At 42.6% G+C, this 26,221-nt stretch carries 20 protein-coding genes, 1 tRNA gene and 1 pseudogene; 19 read left to right on the forward strand and 3 right to left on the reverse strand.

The features are described from left to right. Window positions 1-139 precede the first annotated feature (139 nt). Window positions 140-325 (reverse strand): hypothetical protein, encoded by a 186-nt coding sequence (locus tag BCU75_RS15610; RefSeq protein ID WP_102474386.1) that lies wholly within the window; start codon window positions 323-325, stop codon window positions 140-142. Between the two features lie 273 nt (window positions 326-598). Here BCU75_RS15610 and BCU75_RS15615 point away from each other — a divergent pair, with 273 nt between their 5' ends. From BCU75_RS15615 to BCU75_RS15655, 9 genes and pseudogenes are all read left to right on the forward strand, one after another. Then, window positions 599-1,267, forward strand: a complete 669-nt coding sequence (locus BCU75_RS15615; protein WP_076678690.1) for a DUF2726 domain-containing protein — start codon at window positions 599-601, stop codon at window positions 1,265-1,267. Between the two features lie 274 nt (window positions 1,268-1,541). Continuing rightward, window positions 1,542-1,618, forward strand: a tRNA-Val gene (locus BCU75_RS15620). A 306-nt stretch (window positions 1,619-1,924) separates the two neighbouring features. After that, window positions 1,925-3,655 carry a DEAD/DEAH box helicase gene (locus BCU75_RS15625; protein WP_102474387.1) on the forward strand — a complete coding sequence of 577 codons (1,731 nt, stop codon included), beginning with the start codon at window positions 1,925-1,927 and terminating at the stop codon, window positions 3,653-3,655. Next, window positions 3,655-5,604 carry a 3'-5' exonuclease gene (locus BCU75_RS15630; protein WP_065679647.1) on the forward strand — a complete coding sequence of 650 codons (1,950 nt, stop codon included), beginning with the start codon at window positions 3,655-3,657 and terminating at the stop codon, window positions 5,602-5,604. The genes BCU75_RS15625 and BCU75_RS15630 overlap by 1 nt, the downstream gene beginning before the upstream one ends. 123 nt (window positions 5,605-5,727) lie before the next feature. Then, a pseudogene (locus BCU75_RS15635) lies at window positions 5,728-7,374 on the forward strand (N-6 DNA methylase). Further along, on the forward strand, window positions 7,364-8,662 hold the full coding sequence (locus tag BCU75_RS15640; protein WP_102474388.1) for a restriction endonuclease subunit S: 1,299 nt from the start codon (window positions 7,364-7,366) through the stop codon (window positions 8,660-8,662). The pseudogene BCU75_RS15635 and the gene BCU75_RS15640 overlap by 11 nt, the downstream one beginning before the upstream one ends. Window positions 8,663-8,923: 261 nt before the next feature. Continuing rightward, window positions 8,924-12,220 (forward strand): type I restriction endonuclease subunit R, encoded by a 3,297-nt coding sequence (locus BCU75_RS15645; RefSeq protein ID WP_102474389.1) that lies wholly within the window; start codon window positions 8,924-8,926, stop codon window positions 12,218-12,220. Between the two features lie 18 nt (window positions 12,221-12,238). After that, the gene (locus BCU75_RS24585) at window positions 12,239-14,278 is read left to right on the forward strand and encodes an McrB family protein (protein WP_102474390.1); all 2,040 of its coding nucleotides are present in this window, start codon (window positions 12,239-12,241) and stop codon (window positions 14,276-14,278) included. A gap of 3 nt (window positions 14,279-14,281) precedes the next feature. Beyond that, complete coding sequence (locus BCU75_RS15655; protein ID WP_198593427.1) at window positions 14,282-15,667, forward strand: McrC family protein; 1,386 nt, start codon at window positions 14,282-14,284, stop codon at window positions 15,665-15,667. A gap of 236 nt (window positions 15,668-15,903) precedes the next feature. On the opposite strand, the gene BCU75_RS15660 is transcribed toward BCU75_RS15655, so the two are convergent. After that, window positions 15,904-16,317, reverse strand: coding sequence for a YybH family protein (locus BCU75_RS15660; RefSeq protein ID WP_102474391.1), 414 nt, complete (start codon window positions 16,315-16,317; stop codon window positions 15,904-15,906). Between the two features lie 139 nt (window positions 16,318-16,456). On the opposite strand from BCU75_RS15660, the gene BCU75_RS15665 reads away from it, so the two are divergent. Further along, window positions 16,457-16,780: a winged helix-turn-helix transcriptional regulator gene (locus BCU75_RS15665; protein ID WP_102474392.1), complete on the forward strand. Its 324-nt coding sequence runs from the start codon at window positions 16,457-16,459 to the stop codon at window positions 16,778-16,780. Window positions 16,781-17,141: 361 nt separating this feature from the next. Here the strand turns inward: BCU75_RS15665 and BCU75_RS15670 are convergent, their stop codons facing one another. Further along, window positions 17,142-18,035 carry a LysR family transcriptional regulator gene (locus BCU75_RS15670; RefSeq protein ID WP_102474393.1) on the reverse strand — a complete coding sequence of 298 codons (894 nt, stop codon included), beginning with the start codon at window positions 18,033-18,035 and terminating at the stop codon, window positions 17,142-17,144. A 420-nt stretch (window positions 18,036-18,455) separates the two neighbouring features. Between BCU75_RS15670 and BCU75_RS15675 the strand changes: the two genes are divergently transcribed. From BCU75_RS15675 to BCU75_RS15715, 9 genes are all read left to right on the forward strand, one after another. Further along, on the forward strand, window positions 18,456-18,662 hold the full coding sequence (locus tag BCU75_RS15675; RefSeq protein WP_102474394.1) for a Flp family type IVb pilin: 207 nt from the start codon (window positions 18,456-18,458) through the stop codon (window positions 18,660-18,662). A 145-nt stretch (window positions 18,663-18,807) separates the two neighbouring features. Next, window positions 18,808-19,260, forward strand: coding sequence for an A24 family peptidase (locus BCU75_RS15680; protein WP_102474395.1), 453 nt, complete (start codon window positions 18,808-18,810; stop codon window positions 19,258-19,260). 21 nt (window positions 19,261-19,281) lie between these two features. Next, entirely contained in the window at window positions 19,282-20,106 is an 825-nt protein-coding gene (gene cpaB / locus BCU75_RS15685) for a Flp pilus assembly protein CpaB (protein WP_102474396.1), read from the forward strand. Next, a complete protein-coding gene (locus BCU75_RS15690; RefSeq protein WP_102474397.1) occupies window positions 20,106-21,476 on the forward strand; it encodes a type II and III secretion system protein family protein in 1,371 nt (456 codons plus the stop codon). Before cpaB ends, BCU75_RS15690 begins: the two co-directional genes overlap by 1 nt. Next, a complete protein-coding gene (locus BCU75_RS15695) occupies window positions 21,473-21,952 on the forward strand; it encodes a hypothetical protein (protein WP_102474398.1) in 480 nt (159 codons plus the stop codon). Before BCU75_RS15690 ends, BCU75_RS15695 begins: the two co-directional genes overlap by 4 nt. Then, the gene (locus BCU75_RS15700) at window positions 21,952-23,193 is read left to right on the forward strand and encodes an AAA family ATPase (protein ID WP_102314327.1); all 1,242 of its coding nucleotides are present in this window, start codon (window positions 21,952-21,954) and stop codon (window positions 23,191-23,193) included. Before BCU75_RS15695 ends, BCU75_RS15700 begins: the two co-directional genes overlap by 1 nt. Then, a complete protein-coding gene (locus BCU75_RS15705) occupies window positions 23,190-24,461 on the forward strand; it encodes a CpaF family protein (RefSeq protein WP_004733950.1) in 1,272 nt (423 codons plus the stop codon). The genes BCU75_RS15700 and BCU75_RS15705 overlap by 4 nt, the downstream gene beginning before the upstream one ends. Before the next feature lies 1 nt (window position 24,462). Continuing rightward, window positions 24,463-25,365: a type II secretion system F family protein gene (locus tag BCU75_RS15710; RefSeq protein WP_102474399.1), complete on the forward strand. Its 903-nt coding sequence runs from the start codon at window positions 24,463-24,465 to the stop codon at window positions 25,363-25,365. Beyond that, complete coding sequence (locus tag BCU75_RS15715) at window positions 25,362-26,204, forward strand: type II secretion system F family protein (RefSeq protein ID WP_102291571.1); 843 nt, start codon at window positions 25,362-25,364, stop codon at window positions 26,202-26,204. The genes BCU75_RS15710 and BCU75_RS15715 overlap by 4 nt, the downstream gene beginning before the upstream one ends. Window positions 26,205-26,221 lie beyond the last annotated feature (17 nt).

A 26,221-nucleotide genomic window follows, 5' to 3' on the forward strand; every position in this document is an offset into this window, starting at 1 on the left:
CAAAAAGCCATTCTGATCTTCGTGAGATAAGAATGGCTTCTGGAATACACTGAGATCGCTAATATCAAAGTTTGTGTTAAAAGTTGGCGTTTACTTAGCGATATGTCGAGTTTATCTATATCAGCATTATCTGTATGAGTTATTTAGCGACGTCTTGTAGCATTTCAACCAGTTCGCCTTCTGTAGAAGGTTCTCTCGTTAGCTCAATTACCGCGGAAGCGCCGCCTTTTAACATATAAGCTCGAGTTCCGCAGTGGTCATAGTGGAACCATTTACCGTCTACACATACGTCGGTATAACATCTTGGGTCTTGTTTGAGTTCCATATCAATTTCCTTATTAACATTTGCCTAACGTTTTTCAGACTAGTTGATCACAAACTGGTGCAAATTGATCTGCGTCAAGTTAGGGGCTGAATACTAACCAAATACTCAAATAAGAGAGCTATGTCGGTTATCCAAAAGCGTTAATCAAGCAGTTAGTAAACCATTCCAAAGGAAAGGTCGTGATTCGAGTTAACAACTGATTCTCTTTTTCTTGCCACATGATGCTTTTCTACTTACGCTACAATCACTTTTATTTCCCTACTTGCGTGGAACATGACTAATATTTTTATCGTTGTAGTGGTGCTTGTTGTCTTCTTTTACTTCATTCAGAAGTACGTATTTAAACATGACGACACAAAAGACCACGCTTATCAGAAGAAAGGGGCGTTGATGTCGACGCAACAGGCGACATTCTACAACGCGCTCAAATCCGCTGTAGGTAACCATGGTGAAGTGTTTGCTAAAGTCAGCATGTCGAACGTTCTTGTTCCTGCTAAGGCGAACAATAAGAAGAATTGGTTTATCGCCAACAACAAGATCTCACGTAGCTACTTTGATTTTGTCGTCTGCGACCCGCGAACGTTAGAGCCCCGCGTGATCATTGAACTTGATAACGGCAAAGAGCTCAACAAGGGAAAGGCCGAGCGAGAAAAGCTACTGATTCACGTTTGTAAATCGGCAGGCTTACCATTGATTGGTGCATCAATTAAACACAGCTACCAAGTGAGCCGTTTGAAGAGGTTACTGGCAGCACACATTGATTTAATCGAGCCATCAAAAGAAGTTCGATTCTGTAAGAAGTGTGGCAGCCCGATGATCATCAAATTGGCGAGCCAAGGCGATTACAAAGGCCGACGATTCTTCACTTGTAGCCGTCAGCCAAACTGTACGTATACAGAGAACTACAATGTTGTGTTCGATGTGGATGAAGATTCTAACTAATATCCTTGATTAAAATGTTCAATAGGGAGTAAGAGGGAATAAAAAACACGCAACATGGTGAGGTTCGTAATGATTGGGGTGAAGACAAAATGTGATCTACTTCAAGCCATTGATCTGCTTTGTGTTTAAAATTTATTCTGATTGTTGTTTTTAAAAGCAAACGATCGGTTTTGTGCAAATTTATCCTTGCACGCTACCCATTCACTCGTTATTATCCATCTCGTTCTGAAGCGTTAGCCACTTAGTAAAGCGGCTAGTTAAGTTTCAAAGCATTGCCCGCTTAGCTCAGTTGGTTAGAGTACTTGCATGACATGCAAGGTGTCACTGGTTCGAGTCCAGTAGCGGGCACCAAATTCGTTCTTTATGAATAAGCAAAAAAGCCCACCTAGTGTGGGCTTTTTTGTGTCTGAAATTCCTCGCTTTATCAAGCTCTTAGTCATCTTTTGGCTTCAAGAGATCCCTTAGCACGTAGTAAAATCCACCATTATCCCATGAAATATAGTTAATTTAAGTGGCGATCTATGTCTAGTAAGAGATGTAATTAACAGTTTAGTGAATGTGTAGTTGACGTGATGACCGTTCAAAAAATAAGGTTGGGTTATTCGTATTGATGAATATTCTCATTTTTGAGTACAAATTCACGTTGGTAAGCTAGGTATGGAACTCACTCCGGTATTAAAAGAACTACAAGCTTTTGTGTACGCAGAACATGAAGCTAGCATGGAAAACCTTCTAGAAACTTGGAAGAAACCTTTAGAAGAAAAACTATTAAAAGGCGAAACTCAACGAATAGAGTCAGTAAGGTGTTCCGGGTCTAATCATCTCGAAGTCGTATTAGGTGATAACGAATCACGCTTTAGAGAAGGCGACATGATTTGTTTGCATCTTGGCGACCCAAGTAACCATAAGGTATTTGACCAAGTAGCGATTGAAGCTGAAAACGATGGAGAGTGGTTGCTCAAAGTCAAAGTAGATCAAAGCTTACTTCCACAACTAAGTGAAGGCTGTTATGCCGACCCTGCAGGCATGGACTTAAAACCGTTTTATGATAAAGCTTTGGCTGATGTAGCAACATCGAAAGTCGGCAGAGACGTATTGCTGCCCATGCTTTCCGGACATTTGAATACGGAAACGATTTATGACGAAGATTTTGATGACGCTGCGGATTATGCAGAATCTCGAGGGTTAAATGAAAAACAGAGTGAAGCTGTTGGGATTGGTGTCGCATCCAAATACTTAGCGTGTATTCAAGGTCCTCCCGGAACGGGTAAAACAAAAGTTATTAGTATTATCGCCAAGCTTCTTGTAGAGGCAGGGCAGAGAGTTTTCATGACTTCTCATACCCACATGGCGATCAATAATGCGCTCAACAAAATTGTAGAGGAAGGGGTTCCTGTTGCAAAAATTTGCGCGAGTGGTGGTAAGAAATCATTGAGTGATAAGGTTCAGCATTTTGAATACGCATCAAAATGGCAAGATATACCGGACACTGGGTATGTGATTGGTGCGACACCTTTTGCTACCTGTAGTGAGCGACTTGAAAGCTTTACATTTGATACCATCATTTTTGACGAAGCCAGCCAAATTACCGTTCCATTGGCGTTAATGGCAATGAGAAAAGGGTGTCGATTTGTATTCGTTGGAGATCATAAGCAGCTTCCTCCTGTGATACTTTCTCAATCCGTTCTTGAGGACAGTTCGGCTTTCTCTAAGATGATTCTTGGCAATGAAAAGGTTTCGGTCTTGTTAAGCCAAACTTATCGGATGTCTCCAGCCCTAACTGAATGGCCTAGTAACTGTTATTACAAGGGCGAATTAGAATCGAAAAGACAACCAACGCTGTCATCATTTTCTTTACCTAAAAAACCTTACAAGTATTCCGACGTCCTCTCTAGCGATCGACCTTCTGTATTTATCAAAACTCCAGGGGTCAATGCCCGAAGTGTAAATAGAAAAGAAGCGGCGTTAGTGGCCGATTTGATAACCGCGGCTGTTGAAGCGGGTCTATCTGCTGAAGAGATAGGTGTCGTTACACCGTTCCGGGGTCATGCCAAAGCTTTAAAGTCTTGCCTTCAGGATAAGTTGGGGATATTTGGATCAAAATTAGTGGTAACGGATACCGTTGAAAGGATGCAAGGCCAAGAGCGGGAAATGATTATAGTTTCATTCTGCTCCTCAGATCCGCAATACATTAGCGCTATCGCTGAATTCTTTTTCCAAGCGGAACGTCTCAATGTCGCCATTACTAGACCCCAGACTAAGTTGGTGATTGTAGGTCCCGAAATCCCAGAAGGCATGCTGCAACAGGTGGAGGATCCTAAGGTGCGACAAAACATTAAAGATTATAAATCTCTGGTTCGTCACTGTTATAAGGTGGAAGTAGATTAATGGCACATATAGATACGATTACAGGCTTAGACCGCAAACATCGACGTCATTTCAAAAAGGTATTTGCTCGATTGGGCGATGATTTTTTTATTCGTGAGCCTCTAGACGATGCCTTAAAAGTGGCCCCCTGTATTGTTGAAGGACCTTGTAATAGCTGGGTTTTTGTTGGGTCGCATTCAGAAGTGCCAAGCCGAGCGGATATTCAGGTGTTGAGTCGATTCAATGACTTATTGGTGAAACGAAATTGTGCGGAAGTCAGATATCTCGCAGTGGTAGAAAACCTAGATTCGAACCATTCTCATTTACCTGATTATGTTCAAGTTATTAGTCAAATAGATTTCTATGCTAATGGTGAGCGAATCATCATCGACAAGTTGATAGAACTTTCGGCTGAACATTTTACCAGTATAAAAAAGAAGCTCTTCCCGGAGTCCGCTATCCCGACACAGTGCAGTACTCGTAGACAGCATCTAGTGAGTGATAACTCGGCTAGGTTATTGCCTTTTTTCCTGGATTATGACCAAGAATTAGCGACTCGGCTAGATATTCTGGAGTCGGTAGATCAGGATGAAGAGCAGCAGGATGAGTTCTCGGTTCGTTTGATCAATGGAGTCGCCGGAAGTGGCAAAACGCTCATTTTAATAAATCGAGCAATTCTCTATTGTAAGAAATTCCCTGAGAAAAAGGTACGGCTGATTATACATAACAACCCGGTGGTTGAAGATATTAAGCTCAAGTTTAAAACATGGTTAGGCGGAAAACCTGAAAACCTTGAAATACAAACATTTCACTCCTTTGCGTGGCAGCAATACAAAGCAACATTTAATTATGTAAGCGCACTGTTTAAAGAGAAAGATGTTGAAGCCGCAAAGAAAAAAATTCTTAATAATGCCCATGCTTGCTATACAGAATTGTCGCTTAAAGACAGTCAAATTTGGGATGAACTTGAGTATATCAACGACTACTTAATTAAAGATAAAGATGAGTATCTAGAATATGACCGACAGGGGCGAGGTTTTGCATTACAAAAAAGTCAAAGGGAACATGTTTGGCAACTGTATGAGATTTTAATTGAAAAACTCTCAGATCCTAAAGGTTATCTTCCCCATATTTATATTAAAGAACTCGCGTTATCTGCTAGTTCGTTGCAGAGCTTCGATCATTTTATGATTGATGAAGCACAATTTTTTGCGCCGTCTTGGCTTGAGGTGGTTAAAAGGTCTCTAGTACCCGGAGGAAGCATTTTCATGTGTGCCGACCCTAATCAAGGTTTTCTAAAAAGACGGTTAAGTTGGAAAAGTGTCGGATTGAATGTTCGCGGTAGAACTAAACGTTTGAACCATTCATACCGAACAACCTATGAAATCATGACCGCGTCAAATTCACTTTTAGACGAGTTAGATAGCAGCCCCGAAGATTACGTTAAGCCTGACTTTGACCAAATGGCGCGGGGAAGTAAGCCTCATATTATCTACTCAAGAAGCCACCAAGATGAGAATGCTCGTTTCTTAAATGAGATTGAAGCTCTAGTTAAGTCTCAAAAAGTACCACTGCATCACATTATGGTGGTTTACAGCCGTCAATATAAGCCGTGGAATTTAAAAAGAGAGATTGAGGCCAGAACGGGTCATAACACCGTTGTGAATTATAACGATAAGGACGATCTTAAAACCGTTGTGGGCAGCAGAATCAAAATTATGTCGGTGAATAGCTGTACGGGCATGGAAGCACCCACAACATTCGTATTGGGTGCTGGGCATATCATTAACCAAGCTAAGCATCTTGATTTCACAGAATCAGAGCGAGAGGAAGCGTTGCAAGAATCGTTGCGTAAACTCTACGTAGCCATGACGAGGGCGGGTCAAAACTTGGTGGTATTTAGTACCGAAGCATTTCCGGATTCGGTTATACCTCACGTGGAACGCTCTGGCGACCATTCAATGGCGTAAATTAATCGGCTAAACCGACGTTCTATTAAATGCAAAAAGTCGCATTTACGCTACAATACCACGCAATAAATCTTGGCTCTGCTGTTCAGAGCCAAGTCCTACATTATTCGAGTAATTAAGAACATGGCAAAAGCACCTGCTAACAAGAAACCTGCCTCAAAAGCTAAACCCGCTTCAAAAGCTAAAAAAGCGACCAAAGGCTTTGAAGAGACCCTTTGGGATACCGCTAATCAGCTGCGTGGCAGTGTTGAGTCATCTGAATACAAACACGTGGTATTAAGCCTTGTGTTCTTGAAGTTCATCAGCGACAAGTTTGAAGCACGCCGTCAGAAGATGATAGACGACGGGCAAGAAGCTTTTGTTGAGATGAAAGAGTTCTATCAACAAGACAACATCTTCTTTCTGCCAGAAGATGCGCGCTGGTCATTTGTTAAAGCGCGCGCTAAGCAAGATGATATCGCTATCATTATCGATACCGCTCTATCAACCATCGAAAAAAACAACCCAAGCTTAAAAGACGCTTTGCCAGATAATTACTTCTCGCGCCAAGGTTTGGAAGTGAAAAAGCTGGCGTCACTTATCGACAGCATTGAAAACATCGATACGCTGGCGAACGAATGCGACATGAGCGAAGAGGACTTAGTCGGTCGTGTTTATGAATACTTCCTAGGTAAGTTTGCAGCAACCGAAGGCAAAGGTGGTGGCGAGTTCTATACGCCTAAGTCAGTGGTAACACTGTTAGCTGAAATGCTAGAACCTTTCCAAGGTAAGATCTACGATCCGGCTTGTGGCTCCGGCGGTATGTTTGTTCAGTCTTTAAAATTCATTAAAGAGCATGAAGGGCGCACCAAAGACATCGCTATTTATGGTCAAGAGCTGACCTCGACCACGTATAAACTGGCGAAGATGAACTTAGCCATTCGTGGTTTATCGGGTAACTTAGGTGAGCGTGCAGCTGATACCTTTTTTGCTGACCAGCATAAAGACTTGAAAGCCGATTACATCATGGCTAACCCACCGTTTAACCTTAAAGGTTGGCGTAATGAAGCCGAGCTAACCGATGATGTGCGCTTTGCCGGCTATCGTACTCCATCAACAGGCAACGCCAACTACGGTTGGATTTTGCACATGCTCTCGAAGCTAAGTGAAACAGGCACGGCGGGTTTTGTATTAGCGAACGGCTCAATGAGTTCAAACACGTCCGGTGAAGGGGAGATCCGCCAGCAGCTTATCGAGAACGATCGCGTTGAATGTATGATTGCTCTGCCGGGGCAGCTGTTCTTTACTACGCAGATCCCTGTGTGCATTTGGTTTATCACTAAAGACAAAACCGAGAACACCACCAAAGGTTTCCGTAACCGCCAAAAAGAGACGCTGTTTATTGATGCCCGTGAAATGGGCACCATGATTAGCCGCACCAATAAAGAGCTGACTAAAGACGACATCGCGCTGATTGCCGACACATACCATGCTTGGCGTTGTGATGACGCAGAACTCAAAGCGCGTATTGAGCGTGGTGACGGTAAAGTAGAGAAGTATCAAGACTAAGCTGGTTTTAGCAAGTCAGCGACCATTGCCGACATTGAAGCCAATGATTTTGTACTGACGCCGGGGCGTTATGTTGGCGCAGCTGACGTAGAAGATGATGGCATTCCGTTTGCTGAAAAGATGACGATATTGACTTCAAAGCTAAGTAAACAGTTTGCCGAGTCCGCAACCTTAGAAGCCGAGATTAAGAAGAACCTAGCGGGGTTAGGTTATGAGCTTTGAACTTCACGTTCCTGAAGGGTGGTATCAGGTAAAACTCAGCGACCTAGGTGAAGTAAATCGAGGGCGTTCACGTCATCGTCCACGAGATGCGGCTCACTTGTACGGTGGGCCTTACCCATTTGTTCAAACTGGTGATGTAAAGGCTTCTAAAGGCCGCATTTCCCAACACTCTCAGACGTATAGCGAAGAGGGTTTAGCTCAGAGTCGGTTATGGCCGAAAGGTACTATGTGCATCACCATAGCCGCAAACATAGCCGAAACAGGGATACTTACTTATCCAGCTTGTTTTCCAGATAGCGTAATTGGATTTATAGCTGATGAATCGAAGTGTAATGTTTACTTCATAGAGTACGTATTCCGATTGTTAAGGAAGCGCATTCAGGCACAAGCTACTGGTAGTGTACAAGACAATATAAACCTGCAAACTCTTGAACGTCTGTTGTTTCCGATTCCTGCTTTAGAAGAGCAAAATCGTATTGCTGCGGTTTTAGGCGAGCTGGATGATAAGATTCACCTCAACTATGAGATAAACCAAACCCTAGAAGAAATGGCGCAAGCCATTTTCAAGTCATGGTTTGTCGACTTCGATCCGGTGAAAGCCAAAATGAATGGCGAGCAGCCAGAGGGCATGGATACTGCGACTGCCTCGCTATTCCCAGAAAAGCTAGTTGAGTCTGAGTTGGGTTTTATTCCAGAGGGATGGGAAGTTGATTCATTGTCATCAGTCGTAGATGTCATTATGGGTCAGTCACCTAAAGGGACCACATACAATGACCAGAATGTAGGAATGCCTTTGGTGAACGGTCCTGTGGAGTTTGGTGTTTATCACCCTGTTGTTCAAAAATGGACAACAGCGCCTACAAAATTGTCTAAAGATAAGGATCTCATCGTATGCGTTCGCGGTTCAACTACTGGTCGTTATGTAGTAAGTGATGGCGAATATTGCATAGGTAGAGGTGTATGTTCTGTCCGATCCGATGATTATCCAGCTTTTGCCAATTACCTATTTAAAAGCCAGTTAAATAACTTATTGATCCTTACAACAGGCTCAACATTCCCTAGTTGGAGCGGACCTACGCTCAAGCATTTCAAAGTAGTTGTTCCACCTAAAAGCATCATCGAGAAGTATGAGGCCATTGTTGGGAATCTGTGTTCTATGATGGCTCAAAATACTGGTGAAAATGAATCGCTTGCATCGCTACGTGACACGCTACTTCCTAAATTGCTTTCCGGCGAAATCGATTTAGAAAACGTGCAAGTAGAGCAAGCTAAAGCACTAGCAGAGTAACCTTTAGTCATTCCAGAAAGTGAGGGACGAACTTATCAGGAATCTCGTTTTTGGTGGTGATGAAAAGCGAGATCTCAGATACCTCGTTCCTCAGTTCTGAGATGACGAAGGCGAGGTTCTAAGGTGAAGAAGGTGAAGTTCTAAGGTGGCGAATCAAACACACCTCAGATGACGGAACAAAACCGATTTGGTCCAAAAACAAACTCAAATAACTCAATTTAGAAAACAACAAACAACGTCAAACAGCAGTAGGAAAAGGCGATGAGCTTAAAATTTACTGAAGCCAAACTCGAACAAGCCATTATTGAGCTATTGGGTGAGCAAGGCTACCCACACGCAGTGGGTGAACAAATAGCGCGTGAAGACAAAGAGCAAGTCCTCATTCTAGATGACTTACGCCGCTACCTTGCCAATCAGTACCGAGGCGATGGTATAACCGAGAGCGAGATCTACACCATTGTTCGTATGATCTCAACGTTGCCTGCCAGTGATTTGTACCATAGCAATAAAACCTTCTGCCAATGGCTAACGAATGGCTTCTTGTTTAAACGTGAAGATCGCTCAAAGAAAGATCTCTATATTGAGTTAATCGATACAAGACATTTGGCACAAGCCTTGCGTTTGATGTTTGTCCCGCTGCTAGAGAATAAATCTAAAGCAGATAACTCTGATAGAAAAGTTGCTGAAGGTAAGGTTACGTACTTAGAAACAAATCGGCTAGAAGCGACTGACACCAACATCTATAAAATCGTTAACCAGCTAGAGATTGAAGGTGTCGATGAACAGATAAGAATCCCTGATGGCATCCTTTATGTGAACGGCTTACCGCTGGTGGTGTTTGAATTCAAAAGTGCCGTGCGAGAGAAAGACGCGACCATCTTTGATGCTTGGAAGCAAATCTGCGTTCGTTATCGCCGTGATATTCCCAAGCTGTTCGTCTACAACGCGATGTGCATTATTAGTGATGGCGTGAACAACAAAATGGGTAACCTGTTTGCGCCGTATGAGTTTTTCTATGCATGGCGAAAAGTAACGGGCAACGAGTCTACCGAAAAGGAGGGTATTAATTCCCTCTACACCATGATTGCCGGGTTGTTTAACCAAACCAGATTACTTGATGTGGTGAAGAACTTTGTCTTCTTCCCTGATACATCAAAGAAAGAAATAAAAATCTGTTGTCGTTACCCCCAGTACTACGCAGCGCGAAAGCTTTACTACAATATTGACAAAGAACGTAAGCCATACGGTAGTGGTAAAGGCGGTACTTACTTTGGTGCAACAGGGTGTGGTAAGAGCTTTACCATGCAATTTCTATCTCGCCTACTGATGAAAAGCATCGATTTTGAAAGCCCGACCATTGTACTTATTACCGACCGCAACGATCTCGATGACCAGCTTTCTAAGCAGTTCTGTAACGCCTCTGATTACATTGGTGATGAGATGGTAGTGCCAGTTAAAAGCCGCCAAGACTTAAGAGACAAACTGCAAGGCATCAAAAGCGGTGGTGTGTTCCTGACTACCATTCATAAGTTTACCGAAGACATCGAATTGCTTTCAGAGCGTACTAATATCATCTGTATTTCCGATGAAGCGCACCGTTCACAGGTCAACCTTGATAAGAAAGTGGTGATCAAATATCAAGATGGTGTAGCCGTCGATGTGAAAGAGACATACGGCTTTGCTAAGTATCTACATGATTCTCTACCAAGCGCGACTTACGTTGGTTTCACTGGAACACCAATAGATGCCACCCTTGATGTATTCGGTCATGCAGTAGACAGCTACACCATGACAGAATCTGTTAATGATGAAATTACGGTTCGTATTGTTTATGAAGGCCGAGCAGCTAAAGTCATTCTTGATAACAGCAAGCTAGAAGAGGTAGAGAAATACTACCAAGCGTGCGCAGAAGCGGGCACTAATGAACATCAGATAGAAGAGAGTAAGAAAGCTTCTGCCAATATGAACGCGATTCTTGGCGACCCTGAACGTGTTGAAGCTTTGGCGAAAGACTTTGTTGAACATTATGAAGGGCGAGTTAAAGAAGGTTCCACGATAAAGGGCAAGGCGATGTTTGTCTGTGCGAGTCGTGAAATCGCGTTTGATTTTTATAAGCAAGTCAAAATCTTAAAGCCAGAATGGTTCGAGGAAAAGCTATCAATTGATGGCGTCGAGCTGACAGAAAAAGAGAAAGAAGAGTTAAAACCACTCGCGATGGTGCAAATGGTGATGACGCGCGGTAAAGACGATGACCCTGATCAGTACAGCCTGCTAGGGACAAAGGAATATCGAAAATCGCTCGACCAGCAGTTTAAGAGTCCTAAGTCGAATTTCAAAATAGCCATTGTGGTCGATATGTGGCTAACAGGTTTTGACGTTCCTGAATTGGATACTATCTACATCGATAAGCCGTTGCAGAAACACAACCTGATTCAAACTATCTCACGTGTTAACCGTAAGTTTGAAGGCAAGGCGAAAGGGCTAGTTATCGATTACATTGGTATCAAGTCGCGAATGAATCAAGCCTTAGCGATGTATTCAAAGGCTGATGAGACTAACTTTGAAGATATTCGCTTTTCCGTTATTGAGGTGAAGAACCATCTCGATCTGTTAAGGCAGATGTTCCACAAGTTCGATACGGCCGGTTATTACACAGGAGAGCCGTGTAAGCAGCTAGAGTGTCTTAATCAGTCGGCAGAATACATTCTTCAAACCAAGAAAGGCGAAACCCGATTCATGGCTTTAGTCGGCCGTATGAAGGCGGCTTATGATGTTTGTTGTGGTAGTGAATTGTTATCTCAGCAAGAGCGCGACCAAATTCACTTCTATATAGCAGTGCGCTCTATCATCTTTAAGCTGACCAAAGGTGATGCACCAGACACGGCACAAATGAATAAGCGTGTTCGAGAGTTAGTGGCAGAAGCACTTCGTGCCGATGGAGTAGAAGAGATCTTTACCATTGGTGATGAGCACGCCGAAGCTATCGATATTTTTGACGAAGATTACCTAGCTCGTATCAACAAGATTAAGTTGCCTAACACCAAGATTCAGTTGCTTCAAAAGCTGCTAGAGAAGGCGATAAGCGATTTTAAAAAGGTCAACCAGCTACAAGGCATGAACTTCTCTAAGCGCTTCCAATCGCTGGTGGAGCAGTATAACGAACGTCGTGAAAATGATGTGTTGAATGGCGAGGAGTTCGATACCTTCTCTCAAGAAATGACCGATATTATCTTTGATATCGTGAAAGAAATGGGCTCATTTGAAGAGCTAGGGATCGACCTAGAAGAGAAAGCGTTCCTCGATATCTTGAATCACATGCGCAAGAAATACGATTTCACTTACGACGATGACAAGATGCTCGAACTGGCGAAGGAGATGAAAACTACCGTAGACAATGTCGCCCAATATCCAGATTGGGCAGGGCGCGATGATATCAAAGCCAAGTTGAAAGTGGATTTAATCTTACTGCTACATAAATACGGCTTCCCACCAGTAGCCAATGATGATGTTTACAAAGGCGTGCTAGAGCAGGCTGAGAATTATAAGAAGAATAGTTAGTAAGCTCTAGGAGGAGTGATGACTGTTAAATTGATAGAGAAATTTACTGAGTTAAAAGATCAGGAAGCAATAGAGCAGAGCTGGTGGCATAAGCATTACGCAGAAATCGTAGAGCAGATGAAAAGCTCTAGCATTGATGATGCCCTGTTAAGACGCTTATGGTTTACGCGTGAGAATGGTGTATCAAGGCTTATGCAGGGAAACCTGTCAGACAAACAGTTCTCTACCAATATCGAAGTACTACGAGAGCTCACATCTTCAATAATAACTAATAGTGATCATCAGTCATACCTTCGAAGTGTCGAGAAAATCGATGAAATGGTCCAGTCCGGGCTATTGTCATTTCGATGTATAGCTTTACTTAACCGAGCTTGGGCTGCGGCTTATCCTGATTTTCTAACAACTACCATTCAAAGCAATAAATTTGATTATGTATATCAAAGGCTAAACCAAAAGTATCAGTTTGAACTCCCAGAAAGTGGTGATTGGTACCAAAAAAACACTTGGTTAACTGAAAAGCTAAAGGATGTCTTACCTGATGATTATTCAATATTGCTTCGAAATATGCAGGTTTGGCATTTGTATGAAGAATTTGAGGATGCCAATAGCACTGTTAAAGAGCCAGCTCCTCAAGCATATAAGAATAAACCTGCTGTAGTCTCCCCTCTCAACCAAATTCTTTATGGACCACCGGGAACAGGTAAAACGTATCATACGATTGAAGCGGCGGTTAGGGCTGCCGAGCCCGAAGAATATGCAACGCTTGGTATTGACTCAAAGAAGGGAGCGACCGAAGAGCAGCGTAATTATTTGGTCGAACAATACGAGTCACTTAGCAAGGCTGGTCGTATTCGGTTTGTCACTTTCCATCAAAGTTATGGCTATGAAGAGTTTGTAGAGGGATTGAAAGCAAACTCAGAAGATGGTGAGATCTCTTATGATGTTGAAAAAGGAGTTTTCAGACAAATATGTGATGAGGCCGCAAAGCATACAACGGATAAGGCAGCATCAAAAGCTCATAGCTTTGACCTATGCTGGCAGGTATTTTCTGAACAATTAGCTGAAAAGGACAGTCTTGAAATTACGATGTCTCAAACGTCTTTTCGTGTCATGGATTTTAATGCTAAACGCATTTTCTTTGAGAAAAGTAATGGTAAAAAAGACCACACTCTTAGCATCAATACACTGAAAGATATCTTTGAAGGCTCACGAGATTATACATCGGGTCTTGGAGTTTACTATAACCCGCTAGTTCGTTACTTAAAGGGGTTGGTGGCAATTGAGCAGCAACCAGCCATAAAGCGCCAAAACTATGTATTAGTGATTGATGAAATCAACCGTGGAAATATCTCTAAGATCTTTGGGGAATTGATCACTCTGATCGAACCATCAAAGAGAAAAGGTGCTGAAGAAGAGTTGGAGTTACAGCTTCCACTATCTCATATTGACGAGAAGTTTTCTGTTCCCGATAACCTTCATATTATAGGTACAATGAATACGGCGGACCGTTCCTTGGCAATGATGGACACAGCATTACGTCGTCGTTTTGATTTCGTTGAAATGATGCCCAGAGCAGATTTGTTTAGCGACCATTGTATAGAATGGCACGGACAGAAGATCGACTTGAAATTTTTACTTGAAGCTCTTAATAAACGTATTGAAGTACTATATGACCGTGAACATACCCTTGGTCATGCTTTCCTATTCCCAGCCTACAATGCGGCAAAAACAGGTGAACATGAACTCGCGTTTGATGCGCTTAAAGCGGCGTTTAAAAATAAGATTATCCCTCTACTTGAAGAGTACTTTTACGAAGACTGGAACAAGATACGCTTGGTTCTTGGTGACAGCTTAAAAGAAGGTGATAAGGAGAGCCTACAACTTATTGAGGTCAATAATGAGTCATATACCGAGCTGTTTGGTGCTGATCACGGCTTAGAGCTCTATGAGAACAATAAAACCACTTATAAAATCAGCCCCTTTGATTGTGATGACTCAATATGGGATGAAGCCGAAGCCTATATTGGTATTTATTCTCTCAATAGCGTGAAGGGCTAACCTTTGAGGGCTAGAAAAGAAATTACGCTGTTTGAATTTGATTGCCTAGTCAGTGAAGAAGGCGCAAAACAAGCAGCTTATACATCATCTGAGTATTCACACATTCAGGTGATATCTAATATTGCTTATGACTACCTTAAATCCCTTTGTTTAAGTGATGAGAGTGAAAGCAAGCTGCTGCAACTGCGTCGTCGCCGCAATATGGAAGTCCTACAAGTCCAAAACTACGCAGGGGTGATCTTTACACCAGGCAGGACCCAAATTGAAGTACTGCCTAAAATTGGTAAGGGTTTTAAAGGTGAGGAGACAGACAATGATGAAAGTACCTATGACAAGGCTCGAAAATCGTTATTGATTATGTTGAGAGCGCTAAAAGGCTTTTCCCATATTCAAACCTCAAGCGCGAATATCGCAAAACAGAAAATGCCGCTGTTAGAAGTGTTTATTAGCCAGTTTTTAAAATCGGTTAATGCATTAGTGAAACGAGGCTTGAAAAGTGACTACGTTCACCGGGAAGATAACCTAGCCTTCTTGAAAGGTAAGCTTGATGTCGGTAAACAGGTAAAGCGAAATTACATCAATAAGCACAAGTTCTACTGTGAATATGATGAGTTCCTACTTGATCGCCCTGCTAATCGCTTGCTTCATTCAGCTCTTCTAAAAGTGAAAACCATCAGTCGTAGTGCAGCCAATCAAAAGCTACTCCAAGAACTAGAGTTTGTTTTCAATGAAGTTCCTCAAAGCAGTGATTACAAGTCAGACTTTAACAATGTAAAACTCGATAGAGGGATGAACTACTATCAAGTGCCATTGGTGTGGTGCAAGCTGATATTAGAAGGCTTTTCTCCACAAACGATGAAAGGTGAGTCACATGCCGTTTCTTTGCTATTCCCAATGGAAAAGGTCTTTGAAGACTACGTCGCTAAAGTATTAAAAGATCAGCTTGCTGTGAGTCACCCTAAACTTACCGTTAGTACACAAGTGACTGGTAAGTATTTAGCTTGTTATAACGGTCGAGATAAGTTTAGCCTACGCCCAGATTTGATCATTAAAAAAGGGAACACTAACCAAGTTGTACTCGATACGAAATGGAAGCTTCTCAATACCAAATTAAGTAACTCAAATATCTCTCAATCGGATATTTACCAACTGTTTGCTTATGCAAAAAAATACCTTGTAGATGATACAAGTGGTCAGAATGTAGTGCTTATCTACCCTAGCCAAGATAACTTTGATGAAGCCTTACAATACCCCTTTAAGTTGGGGGATGGACATAAGCTTTGGGTCGTACCGTTCGATATATCAGAGAAGAAACATACGGGTATCAGATGGCCATCAGCGTTCAACTTGACCTCTAGTATTGAAATTCTTCAACAGCAATCAAACTAATGCGAGTGCAGGGAATACACCGAAATATGATGGGAATGGTGATGTGTTTCTTTTGATATTCATCAATTTATTTTATTCAATCTAATAGATTGGATAATCGCGCCCAGTAGCGACCAAATTCGTTCTTTATGAACAAGCAAAAAAGCCCACCTAGCGTGGGCTTTTTTGTGTCTGAAATTTATTGCCTGCTAAGCTTTTAGACTGTGTTCTTCAATGCTCTAAAGTGCAATGGCCACTTAAAATCCATTTGGGTTGTCAATAACGTATAACCAGCCTCCATCTACATATCTCATCACTTCCAGAGCGGTTCCTTTAGGGCCTCCAACTATCTCCCACTCAGACCTTACAAGAGCCGTATCGCCGTTAATATGGATGGATACATCATGGGTTAGCATTTCAACGTCACCTTGAAGATAACCTTTCAATATCGGCTTGATAGCCTTTGGCCCTCTAGCAAGGTTCCCCTGAGCATCCAGGACGAATATGGCGTCTTCATGGAACAGAGTGCCCAGTCCTTCTATGTCTTGTTTTGAAAAGTATTCAGCGAAAAGTTGATGCAGTTCTGTTGGTGACTGCGGTTTTTTGTAATCTGTTGATGCGTAAGAATAGAAAGTTATAAAGTTTAAAACTATGAACAGAAATATCTTCATGGAACCACCTGCTTGTTTGTGTTTTGGGTTGAGGCCATAATAGATAGGGTGCTTACTAAAAGAAATTAGCTACCTAAAAGTAACTAATTACCTTTAAGTAACTATGCAATTGATGAACTGGATAAGCTGAGAGGTAAATATGAGTGAACAGGGTAAGCAACCTGAAGGTTACTGTAACGCTGATAAGTATTTGACCTTGATCTCTACGAAGTGGACCGCTCACATCGTTTGGTTATTAGGGCTGAGTAGCGAGATACGCTTTGGACAAATTCAAAAGCAACTGGCTTTAGTGTCTAGTAAAGTACTGAGTGAGAGGCTGAAGTTACTTAGTAAAGAAGGTTTTATCTGGCGCAGGCAAGAAGAAACCGTTCCTGTGACTGTATATTATGGTCTGACAGAAAAAGGAAAAGAGCTTGCGGACATTGTTGATATTATCGTAAAAAAATCTGATAACTGGGGCTAGTCTGACGTGACTACAGAAAAGCTCTTCTATTATCGAACGTTATTATTTATGACGGGTTTTCTGCATTTACAGCTTGAGAAGTACCGTTCGAGACTTTGTGACACACTAAGTATTAGTTAAGTGCTGAATAACCTTATCGGCTAGTGTCTATCTAGGTTTTATTACAGATTTATGAACGGCTAGGTAATGAAGAATTCTAACTAAATAAAAATGCATATATAAACTAATATATCTGATATTAATTATATGTATTTCATATGCTTTGCTTGGCGTTTATATTCGGATAAATATCGGCATTGAAATATCACACTCGAAGCGGGAGAGTGCAATAGAGTGTGATTGTCATGATTTTAATAGAACATTATTGGGCTAAGTCCGCAATAAATGTTTGTTTATAACTGGAACTCGTTTTTAGCTCGTCCTTAATCCATTGATTAAACAAGCTAAAGTCAGAATGTATTTGCCAGAAAAGGGATGCAATAACTCGTTTCCCAAAAAAATCGGGGTGGTCTGTAATCACCTTAAGTTTACTGTCTTCAAGGCTTCCTTCTAGCAGAAACCCTGGTAGGAAAGCTATGCCTTTTTGAGCTTTGCATAGGTCGATAATGGTTTCCAAATCATCTAGCCGCCATAGATTATATGAGGCGATGTTCGACAAATTGAGAAGATCTTCAAATCCGTCCATTAAAAGAACACGCTGCGATGAAGCATGAGACTTAAATGATACTAAGTCTTCGTGTGCCACCCACCAACAGTTGACGTGAAAAAGCTCTTCTATATTAAAGTCGTTATATGTCTTGTGATATGGGTTACCTAACGCTAGGTCGATCTTTCCCTCGTTTATATAGTTCCCTAAAACGAAACTCGGTTTAGTCACAACAAGTAGGTCGACATTAGGAAAAGCCTCTGAAAATGCCAACAATGCCTTTTTTACGTTTTTGTTGAAAACCAATGGATCGATGCCCACGCGGTAAACTATCTGGTCGGATAGATTCATTTGTTCTGCAATAGTGATTAACTCACGATATTTCGATACCACAGGCAAAGATAATTGGAATAGGCGTTTTCCTTTCTCAGTTAACCAGACTTTAGAGTGTTCTCTATTAAATAAATTGAAACCCAAGTCTGACTCAAGGTTTTGCACAGCGGTACTAACCGTTGACTGAGACTTGCCAAGCTTACGTGCAGCAGAGCTAAATGAACCTTCTTCAACTACTGCTATGAACGAAACAATATTTTCGAAATGTAGTTTCATGATTCGACTAACCTTTTGACACAAAGAAATTATATTTTTTATAGTTTGTTGATTCGAAGAACAATAGCGTGATGATAATTGTATTTCAACATGTTTTATAAGGAGTAACAAAGTTCGATGAATTATCTATTAGGCTAGTTCCAAAGCTTATATAAATTTTGGATTAAGTGAAAGATTGACGTGTGTCTTATTTTTTAAAGTTTATAAATTTAAATGTTCATTTTGTTTTTCAACTGATTTTTAATGTAAGTGTTTGTCATATATGGACTTTGTATTTCTGTTGATATTTTAAAAGGTGTTTGTTTTGATCATTTTTTACACGACCTATAGATTGAATCGATAGGAGGTATTTTCCATAGATTGGTGGTGCTAATTATAATGGCGACGAATTTTCAACAGCCCTTATAGGAAGACATAATAATGATTACTAAGCTATACGTTAAAACAAGCATGTTTCTATCACAATTCAAGAACGATGAGCGCGGAGTAACTGCAATTGAATATGGTCTTATTGCAGTAGCAATGGCTGTATTAGTAACTACAGCTGTAGGCGAACAAGGTTTCATTGGTAAGCTAGAAGGCGCTTTTGAACAAGTAGCTACTGCTATCGATACTGCGAGCAGCTAACATCAAGCCTTATTGGCTAATGTAGAATATATCGAAAGATATTTGTGCCAGACCTATGTTTTCATTGGTCTGGCTCAGTTAATTGGGAATACCAATTAATACATGTTTACGTCAATCCATATAAATTTAGGCAATATTTCCAATTTTGAGTTTTGAAGTATATTTACTGCTTTTGGCAATCGTGTGTGTCTATGTATCGGTTACCGATTTTCTCTATCGCAAGATACAAAATCACGCATTGTTGATATTACTCTTTTTGCAATGTTTTCTGTCACCGTTAGACATTCAAATTATGAGCTTTTTACTGGTGTTAGGGGGAGGGCTGATTCTTTACGCCCTGATTTGGATTGGAGCCGGTGATATTAAATATGTCGCGGTTCTATCACTTACCATACCTCTCAACGATTTACTTTGGGCGTTTGTTATGACGGCTTTTGCTGGCGGATTTTTAGCCGTTATTTATCTCGTAAATAATAAGCTGATAAGTAAAAAGCTAATAAGAAAAGCATCGAACGACCAACAAGGTATTCCATATGGGATAGCAATTAGCGTTGGATTCTACTTGGTAATTTTAACTCAAAACACGCCACATATATAAACCTCCAAGAATGAGAACATTATGAGATCTCGACTGGTATTACTTGTTGCCATTGCTGCCTTAATAGTCGGCGCGCTAGGCGTTGTCGATTTGTTGAAGAGTGAACCTCAACCGACAACGACCGCTGAAGTGGTGGAAGAAAAAAATGAAGAGCATGTTGCCGTTTGGATGACCACGGAACCTTATGAAAAAGGACGTGCGATCGATGCGCAAGGTGTCATAAAACAACAACTCCCTCTTAGTGAAGCATTAACGCTTGGTGTCAGAGAAGACGCACAAATCAGCTTTTCACCCTCCATTTTGCTCAATCGCAACCTTAACGCAGGTGAGGTGGTACTACCTGAATATCAAGTGACGCCTGGCCAGTCCGGATACATCGACCTTTTGATCACGGAAGGTATGACGTTATACCCACTCAAAGTCAGTGACAAAAACCTAATCAACGATTATATCCGCCCTGGAACGTCCATCGATATCCTCACTGTGAGTTCTCCAAACGATAACTTAGCTGGAAATATCGATAAGCCGAAGCGCTTTAGAGGGGTGAAGGCGTCAATGTTTCTTAAAAACGTCAAAGTACTCAACATTGGCAATGACGCAACTGGTGACAGTTCTATTAACGCTCGCGCTCCGAATAAAGAGGATGGACTGACTACGGTGGTCATCGAAGTTAGCCCCGACGAGTTACCAAAACTTGCGCTAGCACAACGAACAATGCACATCGAAATTTACCGAAGCCAAACCTACACGCAACCCGAGTTCGCGGAGGTGCGCAATATTATCGATAACTATACAGGGATTGCTGAGTTACGTGGTAACGAGAACAACCCGAGAGAGGCTTTGTGATGATGATTCACTATCGAATCAAACAAGTACTGTTTGCTTCCATTCTAGCGCCGCTGATTAGCTTACTTTCTATAACAAACGCTTTTGCCGCCGATCGCTCCATCACGCTCAATGATGGTCAGCACATCCAGCTAAAAAGTCCCATTGGCCAAGTGTTTATTAATAACCCTGACATCGTCGACTACAAAATAATTAACGACAACACGATAGTTGTGTTCGCCAATGCTATTGGGCAATCGCGACTGATCGTCTATGGCATTGATGGTGATGTTCTGCTTTCAGACCGCATTATTGTTGATTTGGATTTAACGGATATTAGACGACAACTCAAATTTCATTTCCCTGATGCCAAAGTCAAGATTCAGTCTGTGGGAGAGCAAGTCGCCGTGAGTGGTCTTGTTGATTCCGAAGCGACTCGTGACGACATCTATCGTTTGGTTGCGACTCTGCTTGGACGAGAAAAAACAGAGAAATGGGACAAAACGGTGAAGCTGGAGTTTAAGTCCGATAGCTCAAATTATGAAGAACCCGAAGGCATGGTGTTTGCGCGCAATATGACGTGGGAAGGGATCGTCGAGCGTATTGAAGTGGCAACGACCCAGCAAGTGAACGTCAAAATATCGGTAGCGCAAGTAACGGAGTCGTTTGGACAAACCGTTGGTGTTGATTGGAGTTCAGTAGGTTCAAGCGTCGGCGAATTTGTTTTCGACCAATTCGAGGCAGCAAACCTCAGTACGTTAATCACGGCATTAGGTAACGACCAGATTGCTGAAGTTCTGGCTGAACCTAACTTAACCGTGTTGTCCGGTGAGTCTGCAAGTTTCCTTGTGGGCGGCGAAGTGCCCGTTATCGTTACTACCAGTAACAATGTGAACATTTCCTTCAAAGAGTTCGGCATCAAACTCGATCTCACCGCGAAAGTGCTTAGCCAAGACAGAATCCGCATGCAATTAGCGCCAGAAGTAAGCGAAGTTGAAGGTTATATAGAAACGGCAGGTATCAAAGTTCCGCAACTGGCTTCACGACGTGCGATGACAACCGTTGAGTTAGCCGATGGCGATAGCTTCGTTCTTGGTGGCTTGATGAGCAGTGCTGATTTGGAAAAAATGCATAAAATCCCTTTTGTGGGCGATATACCAGTACTCGGTGCCGCCTTCCGCAAAGCAACCACAGAAAGAAAACGAACTGAATTGATCATCGTTGCTACCGTGAATCTTGTTGAACCGATGAAACCGAAAGACATTCAACTGCCTTACATCAAGAAGACTTCCACATTGGCGCGTTGGCTAAACATTAAGTGGGATGGTAAGTCGGTGACATCTTCTGATGCAACGATTCGTCTGTTGTCGCAAGGAGGGTTTATCCAATGAAGAAATTACTATTAATGGCGTTATTTACCACGTCACTTTTAGGCTGCGCCTCTGAGCAATATTTTGTCGGACATGGTGCTGAAGCCTTGGTGTACAAAGAGCATCATAGCTTTGAGTTTGCGATGAAAAACCGTGCTGAAACCACCAAGCAGATTACCGCTTTGATTCAAGATATTGAGTCAACGGACAAAGAAGCCACTTATGTCGTGGATTACAAATCAACCCGTAGCAAACAGATGTTGCAAGCGATCTTCGATCAATATCCGTCACATGTCATCGCGCCACAAAGAGTCTTGTATCGAAACGCTCAGTTGTTACCGAGCGACTTAAAGATTCAGGTGACCTTAACGCGTTTGAAGACTCAAGAATGCGCACCAGCACAGATTCACGTTCGGTTGAGGCAGCCAGACTGCTTTGCTGAATCGATGCGCTTGAAGCAAGTGGCTTACAAGTCTCGATTGGTAGGAGAGCAATAATGTTTGACCTGACTAAAGCATTAACAACAAAGGCTAAGCCAGTTCAGACCGGAACGACAGGTGTTGCCGGATGTACTTTGTTCTATCAATCTCAAGAGTGTTTAGATCTTGTTCAAGAAGTCTTCCGATTTGAAGGGTGGAATGATCCTGCATGCGTTAAAGCCAAAGCCGGCTTGACCAAGCTGACAGAACAACAAAGTAGCCACATTGTGATTCTAGAGCTTAATGAATCAACCAATGTGGTTGAAGACGCTAAATCCTTTGCCAGCAAGCTACCCACGCATAAAGGGGTGGTTGTGATTGGTAAAGAGGATGCGATTTCTACGCTTCGTTCGCTTAAAGATATGGGTTTTTACTACGTGTTCTGGCCAGTGAATAAGCAGGAATTTGCTGACTTCTTAAACCACGTAAGTAAGAACCTGAAGACTTTCTCTGGTGTGAGCCAAAAACGTAAAGCGAAGCGAGTGGCGATTGTTGGTTCAAAAGGCGGCGTGGGTGCATCGTTTCTATCAACCGAGTTGAGCTCACTATTATCGACGCAAGGTTCAGACACGATTCTCGTCGATCATCAATATGCGGATACCAACCTTGATGTCTTGCTCGGCCTAAAAGACTTTAAGCCGAGAACCATTGACGAGTTCACCGCACCATTGCATGAAATGGATGAAGAAGGGGCGTTGAGTTACCTAATCAATGCTCGCAAGAACTTACGTCTGTTGGCGATTGATGGCGACATGAGTCAAACCGATGTTCTTAATTACAACCAAACCTTGTGTGATCTGTTAGCGCGCAACACCAATTTCATTATTGAAGACTTTTCGGGTGGCGTGGATTTCAAAGTTGAACCTCAACTCTTGGTAGAAAACTTTGATGTGGTTGTGTTGGTGTTGGATGCGTCAGTGTCTTCAGTAAGAAGTGCAAAACGACTGTTTGAAAAAGTCTCCAACTTACAGCTTTCGCTATCGTCGCGCACTCGTGTGATTACCGTGGTGAACTACCATCGCCCGGAAAATGCCTACGTCTTACAAAAGCCCGACCTGATTAAGTATTTAGGCGCCAATGTTGACCTCGAAGTCGATTACTGCAAAGCGTTAGCGCACATCATTATCGATGGTAAACGCGGCCATAAGCATGACCGTCACATTAGTCGTTCTATGGAACAACTGGTGAAGCTGATCAATGGTCAGCCGATGGATCAGAAGGGCATGAATTCTTGGTTGAAAAAGGTGCGTGTTAAATGAGTTCTAACAAAGACTTATACCTTGCGTTTCGTGGCCAGATCTTTGAAGCCCTAGATGCAGAAGCGGTTCAGAAAATGAGTCGTCGAGACCTTGAATCGCAAATACAAGCAGCGGTTGATTTGTTGGCGAATAGCTACCAAAGACCGATTACCTCGATGATGAAGTCAGGCTTGGTGAAAAGCCTGATTGATGAACTGTTTGGCTTGGGGCCTTTACAGCCCTTGGTCGAAGACCAGTCTATTTCTGACATCATGGTCAACGGACCCAATAACATCTTTTTCGAACGACACGGCAAGGTGAAAAAGTCCGAAGTCTCGTTTGTGAATGAAGAACAGTTGTTAGCCATTGCTAAGCGTATTGCCTCACGTGTCGGAAGACGTGTCGATGAACTTTCGCCGACGGTCGACGCCAGGTTAGAAGACGGCAGCCGTGTGAACATCGTGATTCCTCCCATTTCGTTGGATGGTACTTCGATCTCTATTCGTAAGTTCAGAGAGCAGAACATCGGCTTTGAAGATTTGATTGGCTTCGGCTCTATGTCTCCAGATATGGCGAGAGTGCTGATGATCGCTTCGCGCTGTCGAATCAATGTGTTGATCTCTGGCGGTACCGGCTCAGGTAAAACCACGCTGCTCAATGCGCTATCTCAATACATTGCTGAAGATGAACGTATTGTCACGATTGAAGATGCGGCTGAACTGCGCCTGCAACAACCCAACTTAGTCCGACTCGAAACACGTACCTCGAGTGTTGAACAAACTGGAGCGGTAACCCAGCGTGAGTTAGTGATCAATGCACTTCGTATGCGTCCAGACCGCATTATTCTTGGTGAGTGTCGTGGCTCTGAAGCATTCGAAATGCTGCAAGCGATGAACACCGGACACGATGGGTCTATGTCTACGCTGCACGCCAACACGCCGCGCGATGCGATTGCTCGTGTTGAATCGATGGTCATGATGGCGAACCTAAATCAGCCTCTTGATGCGATTAGAAGAACGATCGTGAGTGCCGTTCAAATGATTGTTCAGGTTAACAGGTTGCGCGATGGGTCTCGTAAGATAACAAGCATCTCGGAAATCGTCGGCCTAGAAGGCGACAGCGTGGTGATGGAAGAGATTTATCGTTTTCGTTATGACGACGCGCACTACGGAGAAACCGTTAAAGGCGAATTTGTCACCGACGGCATTATGCAGCGATCTGAGCTTGTGAAAAAAGCACAATTCTTCGGGCTCTACGAAGAGCTGAAAGCATCGTTTAAGGGGGCCTAGAATGCTTTGGCTTTCGTTAATCCTCTTGGCGTTTGTGCTGCTTTTGATCCGAGATTCAAAAGTGAAAAAGGTCAATCAGTTTTTCAATATTGAAGAAGTAGAAGCTGAAAACTTCAATGCCATTAACGTCAAGTCATTGGTACGTAAACAAAACTGGCAAAAATTCAAAGAGTCTGTGTCACCCACGTTGATGGTATTAGGTCCACGCTCTTCTTTGTACATCGCGCTCTATATCACGGGCAGCATCATCGCATCTTGGTACATCGTTGTTGAGTTGTTATCAATCACCAATACGTGGTTTGTACTGGGTTCATCTATGGTGTTTACCCTTTGCGGTTATCGATTCCTGGTCACAAGAAGACGTCGAGAATTTGAGAATACGTTCCCTGATGCGCTGAACATTCTGATGAGTGCGGTAACGGCAGGTGACAGCTTAATGCAAGCTATCGGTTATGTTGGCGATGTGATGCATAACCCGATTGGTCGTGAATTTAAGCTAATGGGTGACCGACTGAAATTGGGTGAGTCGCCAGAAGTGGTGCTTAAACGATCGTGCAAAAACTATCCTTATCCGGAGTTTCTTTTCTTTACCGTGACGATCAGAGCGAATATCGCGCGAGGCGGCCAACTCAAAGGTGTGTTAGCGCGGTTGATTAGGGTGCTGGTGGACTCTAGAACACTCGAGAAAAAGAAGATGGCGATGACTTCGGAAGCCCGAATTTCCGCCAAAATTGTTGCCGCGATCCCTTTGATTTTTATGCTTATTCTTAACTACGTCAATCCAGATAATGTGGAGTTTGTTCTCTATGACCCTGAGGGAAGGCTGGTACTGTTTTACGTATTGGGTAGTGAGCTTTTCGGTTTATTCCTTGTTTGGTTATTAGTGAGAGGAGTACGCGCATGATGTTACTGGCTTCCCTTATCGTGTTGTTTTTTTCGTTACTGTTTCTGATTGTCGATTCGATTCGTAAAGAGCAACGACATAAGAAGGTTGCGCTCTATATCGGGGATAATTCGGCTCGTGCGCCTTCGCGCGTAAATCGCTTCTTTGTTCGTTTTGGTAAAGAACACCGACAAGAACTCGAGCAAAAAATGATTGAGGCGGGTTATTACAACACGGATTGGGCAAAATTTTATTTTCCGGCCAAATTGTTGGTATTAGCGTTGGTTTCAGGCTTGGTTTTGTTAGGGGACATGACATCCACCAACAAACTGATCGTGGTTATTTTCTCGCTGATTGGCGTCATTGTCGTCCCAGATACAATGCTACAAATGCGCCGCAAGATGTTGATCAGTCGAACCTCGGCTCAACTGCCGTATTTGCTCGACATGATGTCGGTATGTGTCCAAACCGGTATGACGATTGAAGCGGCGTTGGTTTATTTGGGCAAAGAGTTAGCTGAATTTGATTCAGACCTTTGCTACCAGATTAAGCGCACATCCGATTCTGCAAAAATACACGGTTTGGAAAAGGCGCTCAATGATCTGAGTGAACGTATCCCAACGCCTCCAGTACGAAGCTTTGTACTGACTATCATTCAAAACTTGCAATACGGCACATCCGTGGCTCAGGTACTAAGTGATCTCGCAGAGGACATGCGAAAAGTCCAAATTCTTACGGTTGAGGAAAAGGTAGGTAAGCTCTCCGCGAAGATGAGTGTCCCTTTGATCCTTTTCATCATGTTTCCGATCGTCATCTTGATTCTCGCACCGAGCATCATGCAAATGACATTGAACATATAGGGAGACGACAAGTGAAT

The sequence above is a fragment of the Vibrio splendidus genome (assembly GCF_002873455.1).
Classification (GTDB): Bacteria; Pseudomonadota; Gammaproteobacteria; order Enterobacterales; family Vibrionaceae; genus Vibrio; species Vibrio splendidus_J.